The sequence below is a fragment of the Streptomyces sp. NPDC091279 genome (genome assembly GCF_044757465.1).
Lineage (GTDB): Bacteria > Actinomycetota > Actinomycetes > Streptomycetales > Streptomycetaceae > Streptomyces.
Map to the genome: position 1 here is coordinate 274,417 of NZ_JBIVVA010000005.1, position 17,000 is coordinate 291,416.

The 17,000-nt window shown below is 73.7% G+C and carries 11 protein-coding genes; 3 read left to right on the forward strand and 8 right to left on the reverse strand.

Annotated elements, in window-relative coordinates:
- Positions 1 to 223: 223 nt before the first annotated feature.
- The 7 genes from ACIQOU_RS14655 to ACIQOU_RS14685 form a co-directional block, all read right to left on the reverse strand.
- Positions 224 to 1,453: a beta-ketoacyl-[acyl-carrier-protein] synthase family protein gene (locus ACIQOU_RS14655; protein ID WP_401537041.1), complete on the reverse strand. Its 1,230-nt coding sequence runs from the start codon at positions 1,451 to 1,453 to the stop codon at positions 224 to 226.
- Positions 1,450 to 1,710: an acyl carrier protein gene (locus ACIQOU_RS14660; protein ID WP_401537042.1), complete on the reverse strand. Its 261-nt coding sequence runs from the start codon at positions 1,708 to 1,710 to the stop codon at positions 1,450 to 1,452. Before ACIQOU_RS14660 ends, ACIQOU_RS14655 begins: the two co-directional genes overlap by 4 nt.
- Positions 1,674 to 2,723, reverse strand: a complete 1,050-nt coding sequence (locus ACIQOU_RS14665; RefSeq protein WP_401537043.1) for an NAD-dependent epimerase/dehydratase family protein — start codon at positions 2,721 to 2,723, stop codon at positions 1,674 to 1,676. The genes ACIQOU_RS14660 and ACIQOU_RS14665 overlap by 37 nt, the downstream gene beginning before the upstream one ends.
- Complete coding sequence (locus tag ACIQOU_RS14670; protein ID WP_401537044.1) at positions 2,720 to 3,070, reverse strand: hypothetical protein; 351 nt, start codon at positions 3,068 to 3,070, stop codon at positions 2,720 to 2,722. Before ACIQOU_RS14670 ends, ACIQOU_RS14665 begins: the two co-directional genes overlap by 4 nt.
- Complete coding sequence (locus tag ACIQOU_RS14675; RefSeq protein WP_401537046.1) at positions 3,067 to 4,644, reverse strand: AMP-binding protein; 1,578 nt, start codon at positions 4,642 to 4,644, stop codon at positions 3,067 to 3,069. The genes ACIQOU_RS14670 and ACIQOU_RS14675 overlap by 4 nt, the downstream gene beginning before the upstream one ends.
- A 150-nt stretch (positions 4,645 to 4,794) precedes the next feature.
- Complete coding sequence (locus tag ACIQOU_RS14680; RefSeq protein ID WP_401537048.1) at positions 4,795 to 5,721, reverse strand: alpha/beta fold hydrolase; 927 nt, start codon at positions 5,719 to 5,721, stop codon at positions 4,795 to 4,797.
- Positions 5,715 to 6,737, reverse strand: a complete 1,023-nt coding sequence (locus ACIQOU_RS14685) for a 3-oxoacyl-ACP synthase III family protein (RefSeq protein WP_401537049.1) — start codon at positions 6,735 to 6,737, stop codon at positions 5,715 to 5,717. The genes ACIQOU_RS14680 and ACIQOU_RS14685 overlap by 7 nt, the downstream gene beginning before the upstream one ends.
- A 153-nt stretch (positions 6,738 to 6,890) precedes the next feature.
- On the opposite strand from ACIQOU_RS14685, the gene ACIQOU_RS14690 reads away from it, so the two are divergent.
- Positions 6,891 to 14,351 carry an SDR family NAD(P)-dependent oxidoreductase gene (locus tag ACIQOU_RS14690; protein ID WP_401537050.1) on the forward strand — a complete coding sequence of 2,487 codons (7,461 nt, stop codon included), beginning with the start codon at positions 6,891 to 6,893 and terminating at the stop codon, positions 14,349 to 14,351.
- Positions 14,352 to 14,772: 421 nt separating this feature from the next.
- On the opposite strand, the gene ACIQOU_RS14695 is transcribed toward ACIQOU_RS14690, so the two are convergent.
- Complete coding sequence (locus tag ACIQOU_RS14695) at positions 14,773 to 15,381, reverse strand: hypothetical protein (RefSeq protein WP_401537051.1); 609 nt, start codon at positions 15,379 to 15,381, stop codon at positions 14,773 to 14,775.
- A 347-nt stretch (positions 15,382 to 15,728) separates the two neighbouring features.
- Between ACIQOU_RS14695 and ACIQOU_RS14700 the strand changes: the two genes are divergently transcribed.
- Positions 15,729 to 15,983 carry a hypothetical protein gene (locus tag ACIQOU_RS14700; protein ID WP_401537052.1) on the forward strand — a complete coding sequence of 85 codons (255 nt, stop codon included), beginning with the start codon at positions 15,729 to 15,731 and terminating at the stop codon, positions 15,981 to 15,983.
- 255 nt (positions 15,984 to 16,238) lie between these two features.
- Positions 16,239 to 16,991: an rRNA methyltransferase gene (locus ACIQOU_RS14705; RefSeq protein WP_401537053.1), complete on the forward strand. Its 753-nt coding sequence runs from the start codon at positions 16,239 to 16,241 to the stop codon at positions 16,989 to 16,991.
- The last annotated feature ends 9 nt before the right edge of the window (positions 16,992 to 17,000 follow it).

Here is a 17,000-nt window from a genome sequence, read left to right on the forward strand (position 1 = left end):
GTGGGTCCGGAGGGGAGCCGGAGCCCGGAGGGGAGCCGGGGGGGCGGGGCCGCGATCGCGGATCGGGGGCAAGTCCCGTTCACCCAGCGCGGGTCGGCCCGCGTGACGTCACGGCTCGGCAGCGAACTCCTCTACCCGCAGGGCACGTTGATGGAAGGGCAGACCCCCGCCCGCACCCGATGCCACCCCCAACCGGGCGGACCACGACATCACTTCGGTGGACTCAGGAGGCTCGCGTCAGTGCCAGGACCACGTTGTGGCCGCCGAAGCCGAAGGAGTGGGTGACGGCGGTGCGGACGTTCTGGGGGCGGGGGTGGCCGGTGACGCAGTCGAGGTCGAACTCCGGTGCCGGGACACGGAGGTTGGCGATGGGGGGCACGGTGCAGTGCTGGAGGGTGAGCACGGTCAGGGCAGCTTCGACGGCGCCCGCCGCGCCGAGGCTGTGCCCGAGGACACCCTTGGCAGCGGTGACGCTGGGCCGGTGCGGCAACGCGCGGGCGATCATCGCGGCCTCACCGGCGTCGTTGAGCCGGGTGGAGGTGCCGTGGGCGTTGACGTGGTCGATGTCGTGCGGGGCGAGCCCGGCCATGGTCAGGGCGGTGCGCAGGGCCTTCTCGGCGCTGTGGGCGTCGGGGTGCGGCGCGGTGGGGTGGTGGGCGTCGGTGGTGGAGCCGCTGCCGACGAGCAGCGCACGCGGCTCACCGCCCCGGGCGACGGCGTCCTCGTACCGTTCCAGAACGAGGATGCCCGCGCCCTCGCTCATCACGAACCCGTCCCGGTCGGCGGCGAACGGCCGGGACGCCCCGGTGATGTCCCCGGTCCGCTGCGACAGGGCGCCCGCGCGCCAGAAACCGCTGGTCGTCAGCCGGGAGCTGGCGGCTTCCGTGCCACCGGCCACGGCGATGTCGCACAGGCCCGCGCGCAGCAGGGTGTGGGCCGTGGCGATGGCGGTGGCACCGGCGGCGCAGGCGGTGGCCGTGGCGAGCCCGGGGCCGTGCGCCTTGAGGTCGATGGCGACCTCGCCCGCCGCCATGTTCGGGATGATCAGCGGGATGGTGAGCGCGGAGATCAGATCGGGGCCGTGCTCGCTCAACCGCCGTTCCTGCGCGGCCCGTTCGGCCTCGCCGCCGAACCCGCAGCCGACGACGACGGCGACCCGGTCACCGTTCCAGGCGGTGGGGTCGAGACCGGCGTCACGAACGGCCTCGCGGGCGGCGACGACGGCGAGTTTCGCGTTGCGGGACATCCGCCAGGAGGCGCGGCCGACGCGGTCGTCGAGGGCCTCCGCGGAGAGCGGCACCCGGCAGGAGAAGTCGACGGGCAGACCGGCCAGCGCCGGGTCCGGGCTCGCCGCACTGCCCTGACCTGCGTGAACGACCTTCCAGGTGGCGTCGGTGTCCGTCCCGGCCGGGGTGATCAGGCCGAGTCCGGTGATGGCGACGGGCTCGGTCATGAGGGCATCGCCCCTCCCGGCCCGGCCGCCCGCAGCGCGTCGAGGTGGTCCACGACGGCGGTGAGGGTGGTGGCGGGATCGGCGTACTCCCGGTCGATCTTCACCCCGAACCGCTCATGCAGAACCAGCACCAATTCGGCCAACGCCAGTGAATCCAAACCGAGTTGGTCAAGGGTGGCATCCGGGTGGATCTCGTCGTGCGGGACCCGCAGCGAGGTCGTCAGGACGGAACGGACGGTGTCGTAGGTGTGCGGCACGGTGACTCCCCATGATCGGTGCGGGCGAATACGGCGGTCCGGGTCAACTCCGCGAGGGCGGCGTCGAATCCGATCGGTGGCGTGAATCCCAGGTCGCGCCGGGCCGCGGTGAGGTCGAAGTGGTGCGGCTCCAGCATTTCCGCGACGAGGAAACGGCTCAGGCTGTGGGTGCGCGTGCTGCCGACGTTTCTCAGGGCCACGTCGGCGACGGCGGCGCCCGCTCTGGCCAGCCGGGCCGGAACGGCGCACCAGCGGGCCCGGATACCGGCGGCGGCCAGGAAGCCGTGGGCGATCTCGCGCAGGGGGCGTGGCTCGCCCTGGCCGATGAAGTAGGCGCGGCCGCCGAGGAGTTCGGGCCGTTGCCGGAGTCGGTCGAGGGCGAGCAGGTGGGCGTGGGCGGCGGTGCGGACGTGGGTGGTGTCGATGAGGTTGCCGCCGTCGCCGGGCATGAACAGGCGCCCGGCGTGCACGGCGCGGGCCAGGGCGGGCGCGAAGTGCGGGTCACCCGGCCCCCAGATGATGTGCGGCCGCAGCGCGAGGGTGGCCAACTCGGGCCCGTCGGCATCGAGTACGAGCGCCTCGGCAACGGCCTTGCTGCGGGGGTAGGCGGCGAGGTGACGGCGCGGATGGGGGAGGTACTCGTCGACGCCCTCCAGGCCACCGGGGCGGAAGACGACGCTGGCGGTCGAGGTGTGGACGAGGGTCCGCACGCCGTGGGTGCGGCAGGCCGCGATGATGTGCCGGGTGCCGAGGACGTTGGTGGCCAGGTAGGGCCCCGCCGGGCCGCTGACACCGGCCAGCGCGGCGTTGTGCAGTACGGCATCGCAGCCCGCGACGGCGACACCGACCGCGTCCAAGTCGGCCAGGTCGCCCCGGTGTTGCCGCACTCCGAGCCGTTCAAGGGCGGCACTGGGACGGCGACTGAGAGAGGAGGTGACGATGCCGCGCGCGACCAACTGACGGCAGATCTCCTGCCCCAGAAAGCCGCTTCCACCGGTGACCAGAACTTTCAACGAGCGCTCCCACAGGGTTGTTCGGCGGCCCAGGTCGCCAACTGGAGTTGACGGGCGGCGGAGTTGTGCCGGGGGCGGGTCGGGACGCCGGGGTGGATCAGCAAGGCGGTGAGTCGAGGGCCGTCCGGGCGCTCGCGCAAGGCAACACAGGCGGTGGCGCGGAAGACGGACGGCGTCAACTCGCCGCACGGCAGCGGGCGTTGGAATCCCGCCGGATCGACGGCGGGCAGCGTGGTGTCGGGGGCGCGGCTCGCGGGTGGCGCCGCAGCGGCCCGCCCGGACCGTCGGTCGCGCCTGGCCCGGCGCCGGGAGCCGAAGGTGCTCCCGTTCGCCGTCGGAAGCCTCAACGCGGCCTCCCGTATGGCTGCTTTGCCGCCCACGCGGCCAGGCGGGGGCGGTCGATCTTCGAGTTGTGCCGAGGGTCGGTCGGGAAACCCGGGTGGACCAGCAGCCCGGCGACGCGGTGGCCGTCGGGGTGCTCGCGCAGGGTCGCGCGGGTGGCCGCCAGGGCTGCGGCTCGTGGGGTGGACGGCAGCAACTCGACGCAGAGCAGGGGGCGTTGGGCTCCCGTCGGGCCGATGCCGACGAGGGCGGTGCGGCGGACGCCGGGGGCGGTGTCGGCGGCGGCCTCGATGTCCTCGGTGGGCAGGGTGAACCCGGCGCCGGTGACCAGGTGGGCCTGGCGGCCGAGGAACCAGAGCCGGCCGTGTTCGTCGAGGCGCCCGAGGTCTCCGGTGCGGTGCAGCACCCCGGCCTCGGTGCTGACCTTGGTGACGGCGTTGACGCTCGGGCGGCCGTGGTAGGCGGGGCTGACGGTGGGCCCGGCGGCGGCGATCTCGCCGAGCCCGGTGGCGTCGGGGTCCAGAATCCGGGCGTGGAGGCCGGGCAGCGGGCGGCCCAGACAGGTACCGGCCTGCCCGGCGGGCGGTGCGAGGCGGGTGGCGCGCAGGTCGTGGTCGTTGATCGCGGCGACGGGCAGGCATTCGGTGGCGCCGTAGACGCTGAGGATCTCGGCGTCGTCGGGGACGGCCGCGCGCAGGGCGTCGGCGAGTCGGGTGCGCAGGGGTGCGCCGAAGGACAGGACCGTCCGGACGCCGGGCAGGGTCAGGCCGTTCCGGGCGCACGCGTGGGCGATCAGTCCGAGCACGGCGGGTGAGGCGAGGATCGCGGTGACCCGGTGTCGCAGGATCGGTTCGATGAGGTGCCGGGGTGAAGTGCGGGCCGGGGCAAGGTGGTTGACGGCCGGGGCGAGGGTGGTGACGCCCATCAGCGGCCCGAGCAGCACGGCCGGGAGGAACCCGGCGAGGAGGACGTCACCGGCGCGGGGCGCCAGCAGCGCGGTCAGGGCGTCGACCTGCCCGGCCAGGGTCGCGTAACGGTACTCGGCGCCCTTGGGCCGCCCGGTGGAGCCGGAGGTGAAGGCGATCATCGCCAGTTCGTCGGCGTCGGGTTCCGTCGGCAACGGGGGCGGCGGCCCGCCGTCCGGCACCGCGATCACGAGCCGCCGCCCCAGCACCCCGGGCACCGCGGGGCCGGTGACCAGCGCGGTCCGGACATGGGGGCGGCCCCAGCCGAGGAGCCGTCGGGCGAGGTGGGCCAGCGGGTCGCCGATGAAGACGTCCGGGGCGATGTCCCGCAGGCAACGGCTCACTTCGGCGCGCGGCTCGATCAGCACGGGCACCGCGCCGAGCGAGCACAGCGCGTACGGAACGACGGTGAGGGCGGCGGCGTCGCGGGTCATGACGACGGCTTTGTGCCCGGGTCGGACCCCGGCGTCGTAGAGGGCCTGTGCCGTGCGGTGGCAGGCGGCGAGCAGTCGGCCCCGGCTGATGACGCGGTCGCCGGGGTGGTCGATGAGCGCGATGGCGCCGGGGTCGGCGGTCAGCTGGGCCAGCCGGGCGACGAGGCCGGGTGCGGTCATGGGGTGGGGTGTCCTTGCGGGAAGTCGCGCAGGAGGGCGCCGAGTTGGGGGGCGGTCACGGGAGGGGGCGTCCTTCCACAGCGGCACGGGCGAAGAGGCGGACGGCGTCGCGGTCGGAGCCGTCGGCCGCGTCACCGAGGGCGAGCGCGGTCACCGTGCGGGGTCTCCTGCCATGAAGTCCCGGATGAGGTCGCCCAGTTCGGGCGCGTCCTCCATCACGTAGTGGCCCGCGTCGGGGAACCGGTGGATGTCGGCGTGGGGGTGGCGGTGGGCCCACTCGGTGAGGAGGGCGGGGGTGAAGACGGGGTCGCGCATGCCCCAGGCGATGAGCAGCGGGAGCCTGGTCACGTCGGCTTGTGGGGTAGGGGGTTCGAGCAGCTGCCACGCCGGGTCCGCGCTGTCCCGGGGGATCGCGCGGACGGCGTCGGTGAGGGCCCGGCGTTCGGCGCGGCGGGTGTGGGGTGCGAGGTAGGCGCGGCGCTCGGCCCGGCTCAGCGGGTGGTGGACACCGGCACGGACGGCGATCCGGGCGAAGCCGTTGACGCGGTGGACGGCCGCCGCGACAGGCGCGTGGTCGCGCATCCAGCGCAGGTAGAACGGCAGTTGGAAGCCGGGCGGCCAGGGGAAGGCGACGGTGTTGCAGACGACCAGGCGGGCCACGGCGCCGGGGTGCCGCAGCGCCCAGGCGTAGCCGAGCGGGCCGCCCCAGTCGTGCAGGACCAGCGTCCAACCGGCGTCGGGGACACCCTCGTTGGCCACGAGGTGGTCGTACAGGGCGTCCAGGGCGTCCAGTTGGGCGCGGTAGGGGTCGGGGACGCCGTCGGCGGGGCGCAGTCGGCGGGAGAGGCCGAAGCCGGGCAGGTCGGGGGCGAGGCAGCGGGCGTGCGAGGAGAGGCGGCGCAGCGGCTCGCGCCAGATGTAGCTCCAGGCGGGGTTGCCGTGCAGGAAGAGCACGGGGTCACCGGTGCCGACGTCGAGGTAGTGCTGCCCGGTCGCCGGGACGCGCCGCCAGTGCCGGGGTGGCGGGTAGCCCGGCAGCAGGCGGGCCAGGGTGCCGGTGTCGGCCGGGGTCACCATCGGATCAGGGAGAGGCCGAAGCTGAATCCGCTGGCCAGGCCGAGCAGGGCGACGGTGTCCCCGGCCTCGACGCGGTCGGCCTCGCGGGCCTTGACCAGTTGGACGGGGAGGGAGGCGGCGGCGCAGTTGCCGTGCTCGGCGACGGCGGGCATGCAGCGGCTCTCGGGCAGCGTGAACAGGTCGAGCATCTGGCGGTACTGGGGCATCGCGATCTGATGGAAGGCGATGAAGGCACCGGCGCGGGCCGAACTCAGCTCGTCCCCGGCCGTGTCGAGGATCTCGGGGAGGATGTCGAGCGCGGCCTCGCGCAGATCGCCGTTGAGCCGCAGGGTGGTGTGGTCGTCGTGCACGGAACGGGCGTGCATGGTGCCGCCCCCGGCCAGCGTGCAGGCCTCCCAGGCGGCCGAGTTGGAGACGAACCGTGAGGACAGCAGCCCGGGGCTGTCGGCGTGGCCGGGTCCGGCGGTGAGCACCATGGCGGCGCCCGCGTCGGAGACGGTGTAGCCGGGCAGCGCCCGCAGGAACGCCTGTCGGTCGGGGGCGTGCCAGCGGGCCACCAGGGAGCCGACCTCGCCGCAGGCGATCAGGACGGTGCGGTAGCGGCCGCCCTCGATGAACGACGCGGCGACCTCCATGCCGTTGAGGAAGCTGTTGCAGGCGTTCTTCACGTCGAACACCGGGCAGGTGGCGCCGAGTTTGGCGGCGACGAGGTGGGAGGTGGCGGGTTCGACGAGGTCGTGCGCGGTCGCGGCGAACAGCAGCAGGTCGATGTCGCCGATCTTCAGGCCCGCCTCGTCGAGCGCGGTGCGGGCGGCGGTGACGGCGAGGTCGGAGGCGTTGGCGCCGTCGTCGCGGACGTGGACGCCCCGGACGCCGGTGAGGTCCTCCAGCAGGCCCGGCGGTGGAGCGTAGCCACCGGTCCCGGCGATCCTGGCCCGGATGTCGTCCAGGGTCCGATAGGTGGCCGGGAGATGAGCGGTGACGGCTGCGATGCGGGCACGCGGGGCTTCAGGCACCGCGTCACCGTAGCGGCGGGGCGGGCGGCAGCGAGCCGGAAGGCCGTGCCGCGCGGGGCTCACCACCTCTTTGAGTGACGGTAGTTGGCTTTTTCGAACCCTGATCCTCTTCAATCCGCAGCAAGCCCGCAATCGGCATGTAGAGGCGGAAACGTGGCAACCGTGACAACGCAGTGGCTCGACCGGTCCGTGGCAGTGGTCGGCGTCGGCTGCCGGCTCCCCGGCGGGATCACGGACCTGGACGGCCTGTGGACCGTGTTGCGGGAGGGCCGGGACATGGTGGGCGAGATGCCCGCCGACCGCTTCCCGGTGGACCGGGTGGTGGACGCGGGCGCGGTGCGTCCCGGGCGCAGCTACACCGCCGCCGGTGGTTTCCTCACCGACATCGCGTCGTTCGACGCCGCCTACTTCGGCATGTCACCGAGGGAGGCCCGTCATGTCGACCCGCAGCAACGGCTGTTGCTGGAGATGGCCGCCGAGGCGCTCGACGACGCCGCGCTCCCCGTCGAGTCGTTGGCGGGCTCGGACACCTGTGTGTACGTGGGCGTCTCCGACACCGGTTACGGCACGAACATGATGCTGATGCGGGACCACACGAGCCCGCACACCATGTCGGGCGCGGTGCTGGCGGTCACGGCGAACCGGCTGTCGTTCGCCTTCGATCTGCGCGGTCCGAGCATGGCCGTCGACACCGCGTGCTCCGCCGCGATGGTCGCCCTGGACCGCGCCTGCCGCACGCTGCGCGAGGGGTCCAGCCGGGTCGCGCTGGTCGGCGGCATCAATGTGCTGGCCAACCCCGGCCCGTTCGCGGGGTTCTCGTACGCGGGGATGCTGTCGCGGCGCGGGCGGTGTGCGGCGTTCTCGGAGCACGCCGACGGTTTCGTGCGCGCGGAGGGCGGGGCGGTCGTGGTCCTCAAGCGCCTCGCGGACGCGCTGGCCGACGGCGACCGGGTGCACGCCGTGCTGGCCGCCACCGGCGCCAACACCGACGGCCGCAGCACCGGCATGTCGCTGCCCAGCGCCGAGGTGCAGGAGGCCCTGCTGCGTGCCCTGTACACGGAGGCGGACATCGGTGCGGACGACGTCGCGTACGTCGAGGCGCACGGCACCGGCACCCCGGTCGGTGACCCGGCGGAGGCGGAGGCGATCGGCCGGGCCCTGGGGCAACGGCGACGAGGTGGCCCCCTGCCGATCGGCTCGGTGAAGTCGAACCTGGGCCACCTGGAGCCCGCCTCCGGGATGGCGGGGCTGCTGAAGGCGATCCTGGTCCTGCGTCACCGGCTGGCCCCCGCGACCCTGCACGCCCTGCCGCTGAACCCGGGGATCGACTTCGCCGGGCTGGGTCTCGCGCCGACCGTCGCACCGGTGCCGTTGCCCGCCGGGGACCGGGTCGCGGTGGGCGTGAGTTCCTTCGGCTTCGGCGGGGCCAACGCGCACGCCATCGTCGTTCCCCCGCCCCTGCGGCCCGATCCGGCGCCGGTGGCGGCCACCCGGCCGTTGCCGCTGGTGGTGTCCGCGCGCTCCGCGAAGGCGCTGAAGGAGCTGGCCGCCGGGATGGCGGAGCGGTTGCGGGCGGCGGCGCCGGGCGAGTTCTACGACCTGGCCCACACCAGTACCGTGCGGCGCAGCGCGCACCCGCACCGGGCGGCCGTGCTGGCCGCCGAACCGCAGGACGCGGCACGGCAGTTGGAGCTGCTGGTGGCCGGGGAGCCGGCGCGTGGGGCGATCGTGCGGCGGAGCCGGCGGGCCGGGGTCGCGTTCGTGTTCTCCGGCAACGCCTCCCAATGGCCGGGCATGGCGGCGGACCTGATGGCGGGCGAGGGCGTCTTCCGGGAGGCCGTCGAGGCGGTGGACGCGGCGCTGGCCCCGCATCTGGGCTGGTCGGTCGCGAAGGAGCTGTCCTACCCCACCCCGCCCACCTGGCGGCGCACCGAGATCGCCCAACCCGTGCTGTTCGCCGTGCAGTTGGGGCTGACGGCGTTGCTGGCCTCGCACGGGCTGCATCCTCGGGCGGTGGCCGGGCACAGCGTCGGTGAGGTCGCCGCCGCCTGTACGGCCGGGGCGCTCACCCTGGAGCAGGCGGCGCTGGTGATCGCCGAGCGCAGCCGCACCCAGGGGGCCACCGCCGGGCGCGGTCGGATGGCCGCCGTCGGCCTGCCCGAGGAGCGGGCCCGCGAGGAACTCGCCCGGCACCAGGGGACGTTGGAGATCGCGGGCGTCAACAGCGACCGGGATGTGACGGTCGCCGGACCCGCCGACGAACTGGCCTCGTGGGGAGCCGAGTTGGAGGGGCGCGGGATCTTCTTCCGCCAACTCGACCTGGACTACGCCTTCCACAGCCGAGCCATGGACCCCATCGAGGAGCCCCTCCGCACCGCGCTGGCCGACCTCGTTCCCACCGCCGCCCGCATCCCGTTCGTCTCCACCGTCACCGGCACCGAGCTGAACGGGCCCGAACTGGACGGCCGTTACTGGTGGCGCAACGTGCGGGAACCGGTCCGGTTCGCCGAGGCGCTGGAGCGGCTCACGGCCGAGCACGCCGGGATCGTCGTCGAGATCGGCCCGCACCCGGTGCTGCGCCCCTACCTGCGCCGCACGGACGCCGTCTGCGTCCCCACCCTGAGCCGCGACGGGGACGGGCCGCGCGAGGCCGCCGCCGCGGTCGCCGCGCTGCTCGCCGCCGGTGCCACCACCGACTGGCAGGCGCACTTCCCGCGCCCGGGCCGGGTCGTCGACCTGCCCGGCTACCCGTGGCAGCACGAGCGGTACTGGCACGGCGCCCCGCAGGACCTGATGCAGAACAGCAGCGGCGACGGTCTGCTCGACCACCCGCTCCTCGGTGAGCGGATGGCCGCCCCGCACCCCCTCTGGCACGGCGAGGTCGAACCCCAACTGGTGCCCTGGCTGGGCGACCACCGCATCGGCGACGACGTCCTGATGCCGGCCGCCGCCTACGTGGAGATGGCGGTCAGCGCGGGCCGCCGGGCCCTGCAACGCCCGGTCGAGGTACGGCACTTGGAGATCGGCCGGCCGCTGCCGCTGTCCTGGCCCGACCCGACGCCGGTCGCGTTGCAGGCGTCGGTGACCCTCGACGACGGGGCGTTGACGCTCAGCGTGCGTGAGGAGCACGGCGGGGAGTGCCAGCCCGTCGTCCGCGCCCAGGTCCGCACCCTGCTCGGCGCCGCGCCGGACCCGCTCGACGTCCCCGCGCTGCGGGCCCGCGCCCCTCGCCGCGTGGAGGGGCCGGAGTTCTACCGGATGTGCCACAGCGTCGGCGTGAACTGCGGTCCCGGCTTCCAAGTCATCGACCGTGTCGACATCGGTGCGGACGAGGTTCTCGTCTCCTACCAACTCCCGCACCCCGCCGACGCGTTCACCGCTCACCCGGTGCTGCTCGACGCCCCGCTCCAGGCCACCGTCGCGCTGTCCGACCTCACCCACGAGACCGCCGGTTTCCTGCCCACGGTGTTCGGGTCGGTCCGCGTCTGGCGCACGCCCGCCGCCACCGGCGTCGTCCATCTGCGCCGCCGCACCCGCAGCGCCAACGAGATCTGCTGGGACATCACCTACGCCGACCCCGACGGCACGGTCACCGTCGAGATCGACGGCTGCCGCACCCGGCGCAGCCGCCTCCACGACCGGACACCGCTGACCGTCCAGCGCACCGTGCTGCGCGCGGCTCCCCTCCCCGGTTCCCCCGCCGCCCCGTCCCCGCTGCCCGCGCCCGCCGAGGTGCTGCGTGCCGCCGAGCCCCGCATCGCGGCGGCCCGCGCCGCCCTGGACAGCGGCGGACACGCGCGGTTCGTCGCCGCCGCCGAACGGGCGGGCGCGTACTGCTGGGCCGAGGCGCTGCGCCGCATCCTGCCCGACCCGTCGGCCCCCTTCTCGGTACGGGACCTCACGACCGGCGGACTCCAGCCCCAGCACCGGCGGCTCGCCCGGCTGATGATGCCGCTGGTGACAGCCCACGGTCTCGCCGAACCGGCCTCCGTGGGCTGGCAGTTGACCGATCCGGGGGCCCACGCGGACACCGTGCTGCGCGCCCTCCTGGAGGACCATCCCGCCTACGGCACCGAGACGTTGCTCCTCAACCGCCAACTGCGCCATCTGACCGACGTGTTGTGCGGCCGCCTCGACCCGGGCGACCTTCTGCCGCCCGGCGACACCAGCTACGAGCAGCTGCGCGAGACCAGCCCCGCCCGGCGTTTCACCCACCGGGTGGTGCAGGCCCTGCTCACCGACATCGTCGGCCGCTGGCCCGCCGACCGCCCCCTACGGGTCCTGGAGGTCGGCGCGCTCACCGGCTCCCTGACGGCCGCGGTCCTGCCCGTGCTCCCCGCCGACCGCACCCGCTACACCTGCACCGCGCCGACCAACGGCAGCCTCACCCGAGCCGAACACCGGTACAGCGCCTACGACTTCGTCGACTACCGCACCCTCGACCTGAACACCGAACCGGGTGCCCAGGGCCTGCCCCGGTCCGCCTTCGACCTCGTCCTCGCGGGCGACGCCCTGCACGCCACGACCGACCTGTCGGCAACCCTGCGCCACCTCGCGACCCTCCTGGCCCCAGGCGCCCACCTGTTGGCGACCGAGCCCCACCAAGTCCACCTCCAGGCGCTCCTGTTCGGCACCCACGAAGACTTCTGGGAACGAGCCGACCACCCCCTACGCCCCACGACCCGCCTCCTCCCCGCACCCCACTGGCCCCCTCTCCTCCACCAGTCCGGCTACCGCCACACAGCCCACACGGGCACCCCCGACTGGTCAGTACTCCTCACCTCAACCCCCACCAGCAACGACACGCCAACCAACGGCAACCACGCGCCATCCGAAACCGCCCCCACACCCAACGCCCCCCTCCCGACCAACGGCGAGAACAACGCGACGGCCGACGCCAGCCTCCCGACCCCCGCCGCAACCCCCCACCCCACCTGGGTCATCGCCGTCGAAGGCCGCACCGAGGCGCCCACCGCCGAGGCGCTGGCCGTTCTGCTGGGCCCCGCGGCCACCGTCGTTGCCGCCCCCGGCGAACCGTCCGGATGGGCCGCCGTTCTCCCCGGCGACCGGCAGCCGCGCGTCGTCCTGCTGCTCGCCGAACCCGACGCGCGTCAGGGTGTCGCCGTCACCACTCAACGGGCCGCTGTTCTACGGGCGTTGGCCGCCGCCTGTGAGGGACTCCGGGGTGGCGAGAGTCCGCAGGTGTGGCTCATCACCCGCCCCACCGGGCTCTTTCCGGCGCCCGAGGTGCCGACGCATCCGGTCGACGCGGCCGTCTGGGCCGCCTGCCGGACGCTCGCCAACGAACGTCCCGACCTGTGCCTGCGCCGCGTCTCCAGCCACCGCACCGGTGAACCCGCCGACGACGCGCGGCGTCTCGCCGAGGAACTCCTCGGCGGGGGCGGGCCCGAGGACGAGATCGTCCTGACCGCGCACGGCCGTTTCGTCCCCCGGCAGCTCCAGCACCCCGCGTCCGAGTCACCCCCCGCCCCCGCCAACTCGCCTTTCATTCTGGAAGTTCGCGATCCGAGTCTCCAACGGCGGCTGGTCTGGCGGGAGATGAGCCTCCCGGAGCCGGGTCCTGGCGAGGTCGTCGTCGAGATGCGGGCCGTGGCCCTCAACTACCGTGACCCGATGCGGGCCAACGGCCTGTTGCCCCCCGAGGCCGTGGAGCGCAGCCCGCTCGCCCGCGGCCTCGGCACCGACGGCGCCGGTGTCGTCCGCGCGGTGGGCCCGGGCGTGCGGGGCCTGGCAGTCGGAGACCGGGTGTGCGGTGTCTGCCCCGCCGCCCTCGCGTCCCACGTCACGACACCCCACCAGACGCTCGCGCGCATCCCGGACGGCATGAGTTTCGAGGAGGCGGCGACCTTCCCGGTCGCCTTCCTGACGGTCCATCACACCCTGGTCGACCAGGGCCGTCTCCTTCCCGGTGAGACCGTCCTCGTGCACGGCGGAGCGGGCGCCGTGGGTCTGGCGGTCCTGCAATGCGCCCGGGCCCAGGGCGCCCACGTCATCGCCACGGCCGGAACGGCGGCCAAGCGGGACCTGCTGCGCACGCTCGGCGCCGCCCACGTTCTCGACTCCCGCAGTCTGGACTACGTTGCCGAGGTGAGGGAGTTGACCGGCGGACGAGGTGTGGACGTCGTCGTGAACTCCCTCAGCGGCGAGGCCATCGCCCACAATCTCGACCTGTTGCGTCCGGGCGGCCGCTTCATCGAGCTGGGCAAGCGGGACATCTTCCTCAACAACCCCGTCTCGCTCAGGCCGTTCCACCGCAGTCTGACCTTCACCGGGTTCAACCTCGACGTCGTGATCGTCGACCCGGTCCGTGGCCCCCGGCTCTGCGCCGACCTGGCCCGGGAGATCGCCGACGGCACGTACCGGCCGTTGCCGCACACCGTGTATCCGGCCGCGCGGGTCGACGAGGCGTTCCACGTGCTCCAGCACTCGCGGCACACCGGGAAGGTCGTCGTCTCCTTCGCCCCGCTGGACGAACCCGTCCTCGTGGAACCCGCCCCCGGCACCCTCGCCCTCGATCCCGACGGCACCTATCTGATCACCGGCGGACTGAGCGGGCTCGGCGCCGCCACCGCCCACTGGCTGGCCGACCGGGGCGCCCGGCACCTGGCCCTGCTCTCACGGCGCGGGCCCGACGCCCCCGAAGCCCCGGCCCTGTTGCGGGAGTTGGCCGCGCGGGGAGTGCACGCCACGGCCCACGCGGCCGACGTCACCGACCGGGAGGCACTGGAACGGGCCATCAACTCCCTTGAGAGCGACGGGCGTTCGTTGCGCGGGGTGGTCCACGCCGCGATGCACATGGACGACGCGCCGCTGGCCGATCTCACCGACGACCGCTTCGCCGCCGTTCTGGCCCCCAAGGCGGCGGGCGCGGCCCTCCTCGACCACCTCACCGCCGACCACCAACTCGACCTGTTCCTCAGCTACTCGTCCGTCTCCGCCGCCATCGGCAACCCCGGGCAGGCCGCCTACGCCGCGGCCAACGCCTACCTCGAAGCGCTCGCCCGGGCCCGGCGGGCCGCGCGGAAGCCGGGCACGGCTCTGGCCTGGGGCCCGCTGAGCGAGACGGGGTACGTCGCCCGCAGCGGCATGGAAACGGCGATGACGGACCGTGGCCTCGAACTCCTCACGCCCACCGAAGCGTTCGCCACGGCCGACCTGTTGCTGTCGGCGGGCACGGACGTCGCCGTCGCCGGAGCGGGCCGGTACCGCTGGGGCGTGGCCCGCCATCTGCTGCCCGCCCTGGCCACCCCGCGCTTCGGCCTCCTCGCGCCGCCGTCCTCGGAGATCTCCCCCGACGCCCGTGCGGAACTCCTGCGTTCGCTGGCCGAGCAGTCCGAGGAGGAGGCCCTGCGGACGATCACCGAGCGCCTGACCCATCTTTTGGCAGCGGTGCTACAGACCGACGCGGCCGACATGGACCCGACCCACCCCGTCGACGACTTCGGCCTCGACTCGCTGCTCAGCATGCAATTCCTGGTCCAGGTACGGGACTTCTTCGCCATCCGCGTCGCCCCGGCAGACCTCGCCACCAACGGCCGCACCCTCACCCACCTGGCCCACCTGGTCCACCAACGCCTCCCCACCCCCAACTGACCCGAACCCCACCCCAACAGCCCCCACCAGAAACCACTTGCCCAAGGCCCACGGCACGCCGCGAAGGGGCGCGAGGCTGTATCAATATGCGGCTCCGCCGCGCGACCGCGCCCAGCCCCCACGGCGCCGCACCCAAACACAACCAAAACTCACCGTGAACTACTTGCCCAAGGCCCACGGCACGCCGAAAAGGGGCGCGGGGCTGTGTCAATATGCGGCTCCGCCGCGCGAGCGCGACCAGCCCCCACCGGAAACCACTTGCCCAGGCCCACGGCACGCCGGAAAGGGGCGCGGGGCTGTGTCAATATGCGGCTCCGCCGCGCGAGCGCGACCAGCCCCCACGGCGCCGCACCCGAAGTCAACCGCCCCACAACGGAGTTGAAGCCCACCGGACGTGAAGTCCACCCGGGCTTCAGCCCACTCAGCCCGTGTAAGGGTTCCAGCGACCGAAGCGGGCCATCACCTTGCGAGCCGCCTCCTCATCGAGCCCCAGGGCCGCCGCGGCCTGCTCCGGGGTCGTGTCCCAGCGGGCCTCACGAGCCGGCCAGTACCCGACCTGCACAGCAACGACCTCCATCCGACGAACCGCCCGCAGCGCGGCCAGCGGCGAGGACTTCGCCAACTTCTCGATCTCCCGCTCCAGTTGGCCCAACAGCACAGTGACCGTCTCCGGCAACGGCACCGCCGACCGCTCCACCTCCTCGGCATGCGTGTCCCACTCCCGCATACACGCGTCCGCCGCGTCATCACCCGCCTCACCGAAGTCCCGGTCGCCGATCTCGTCCCAGTCCAGGGGCCGTTCCTCGCCGGTCCAGCCGCAGGAGCACACCGCGCGCAGCGCCGCCGCTCTCGGCACGTGCGAGAACCGTCCGTCGTAGACGCTCCACTGCGAGATCTCCGACCCGCCCGTGCCCGACATCATCCCGAAGAAGGCGGGAGGCGGAACGGTGCCGTCGGCCAGCAGCACCCCCACCGCACCCTCGTGCGAGGCCCCGAACTCCTCCGTCGTCCACGTCTCACGCTCGCCCATGACACCTCTCCACCCGCTGCCCAGCCCCCCGCACGCCCCGGACGGGGCTCACGAACGACGATCCCGCAGCCCGCCGACCCGCACTACCGAAACGCGCGAAGAGAAGAAGTTGTCCGAGCTGTCCAGGCCCGGAAGACCCCGACCCGAAGAGACCTCTGGGACCCGTGAGACCTGTGGGACCTGTGGGGCCGCAGAGGTCGATCCGGCCGGTCGGCCCAGTGCAGAAACGCTCCGGCTTCCCCCCTCCCTGTGACGCGCCGTGCGCCCGCGTCACCCCTTCCGCCCCGTCGGCCACCATCCTCTGGCCCGGCCGCGCCCCTGGCGGCCGCCGAACCGAAGGACGACCCATGCGCCTCACGCACACCCGTGTCCGAGCCCTCCTGGTGGCGGTCTGCGCCGCCGGAGTCGCCCTGACCACCGTCCCGGCCGCCCAGGCCGCACCGCAGGCGAACTGCCGTTACTACTACACGAGTTTCTGGCAGGGCCCCAACGGTGAGACCACCGGAAGCGGCAACTGCGCGGAGGGCGACACCGACCCCGAGGGCCGCGTCTGCGAGAACGGCTGGTGGGTCGACAACCGGCAGGACGACGAGCAGTGGTGACACACCCCGCCCGGCCGAGCTAGCACCCCTCACGATCCCCCCACGTCCGCGGCCTCGACCGGCGAACACTCGCTGGTCGGGGCCGCTGTCATGAACCGGGGGCGACCGTCCCGGACCCGGCGGCGACGAGGCCGTCCGGCGGCGGGGAGCCGCACCGAAGCGCGGCATAATGACCGCTTCGGGACTGCGCCGGAGGCGGTTGTGAGGGGCCGGACAGCTGGATGACCGGATGAGTGGAGAGCGGGGAGTGTTCAGGTGAGTGCGTACCGGCATGCCGTGGAGCGGGTCGACAGTTCCGATGTGGCGTGCGGTGTCGTGCTCCACTCCGCGCCGGGTTTCCCCGCTTTCCCCGTCCGGCTGGCGACCGAGATCTTCCTACGGGCGCTGGCCCGGCTTCCGGTCAACGGTCCGGTGACGCTCTGGGACCCGTGCTGCGGCAGCGGTTACCTGCTGACGGTGCTGGGGCTGCTGCACCGGGGCGCGCTGCGCGGGGTGATCGGCTCCGACGTGGACCCCGCCCCGCTGGAACTCGCGGCCAAGAATCTCGCCCTGCTCTCCCCGGACGGGCTGAGCGCACGCGAGCGGGAACGGCGTGAGCAGAGCGAACGGTTCGCGAAGCCTTCCTACCTGGAGGCCGCGCAGGCCGCCGGTCGGCTGCGGGAACGGCTGACGGCGAACGGCGGTGCGCTGCCGTTCACTCTCCGCGCGGCGGACGTCTTCGATCCGGGTGCGCTGGCCGCCGTTGTCGCCGGGTCCGCGCCCGATGTCGTGCTGACCGATCTGCCGTACGGGGAGCGGACGCACTGGGACGGGCAGGTGTCCGACCAGCCGGTGGTGAGCATGGTGCGATCGCTCGCGTCGGTGCTGCCCCCGCACGCGGTGATCGCGGTCACCGACCGCAGCCGCAAGATCCCGGTGGCCCCGGTGCCGACCCTGGAGCGGCTGAAGATCGGGACGCGCTCGGCCGTGCTGGTCCGGGCCTCCGAGGTGCTGGACGCCTGTTCCTAGGCGGGAGTG

Coding starts and splice junctions, on each gene's coding strand:
- ACIQOU_RS14655 (WP_401537041.1), bottom strand. CDS start 1,453: ATGACCGAGCCCGTCGCCATCACCGGACTCGGCCTGATCACCCCGGCC.
- ACIQOU_RS14675 (WP_401537046.1), bottom strand. CDS start 4,644: ATGACCGCACCCGGCCTCGTCGCCCGGCTGGCCCAGCTGACCGCCGAC.
- ACIQOU_RS14680 (WP_401537048.1), bottom strand. CDS start 5,721: ATGGTGACCCCGGCCGACACCGGCACCCTGGCCCGCCTGCTGCCGGGC.
- ACIQOU_RS14695 (WP_401537051.1), bottom strand. CDS start 15,381: ATGGGCGAGCGTGAGACGTGGACGACGGAGGAGTTCGGGGCCTCGCAC.
- ACIQOU_RS14700 (WP_401537052.1), top strand. CDS start 15,729: ATGCGCCTCACGCACACCCGTGTCCGAGCCCTCCTGGTGGCGGTCTGC.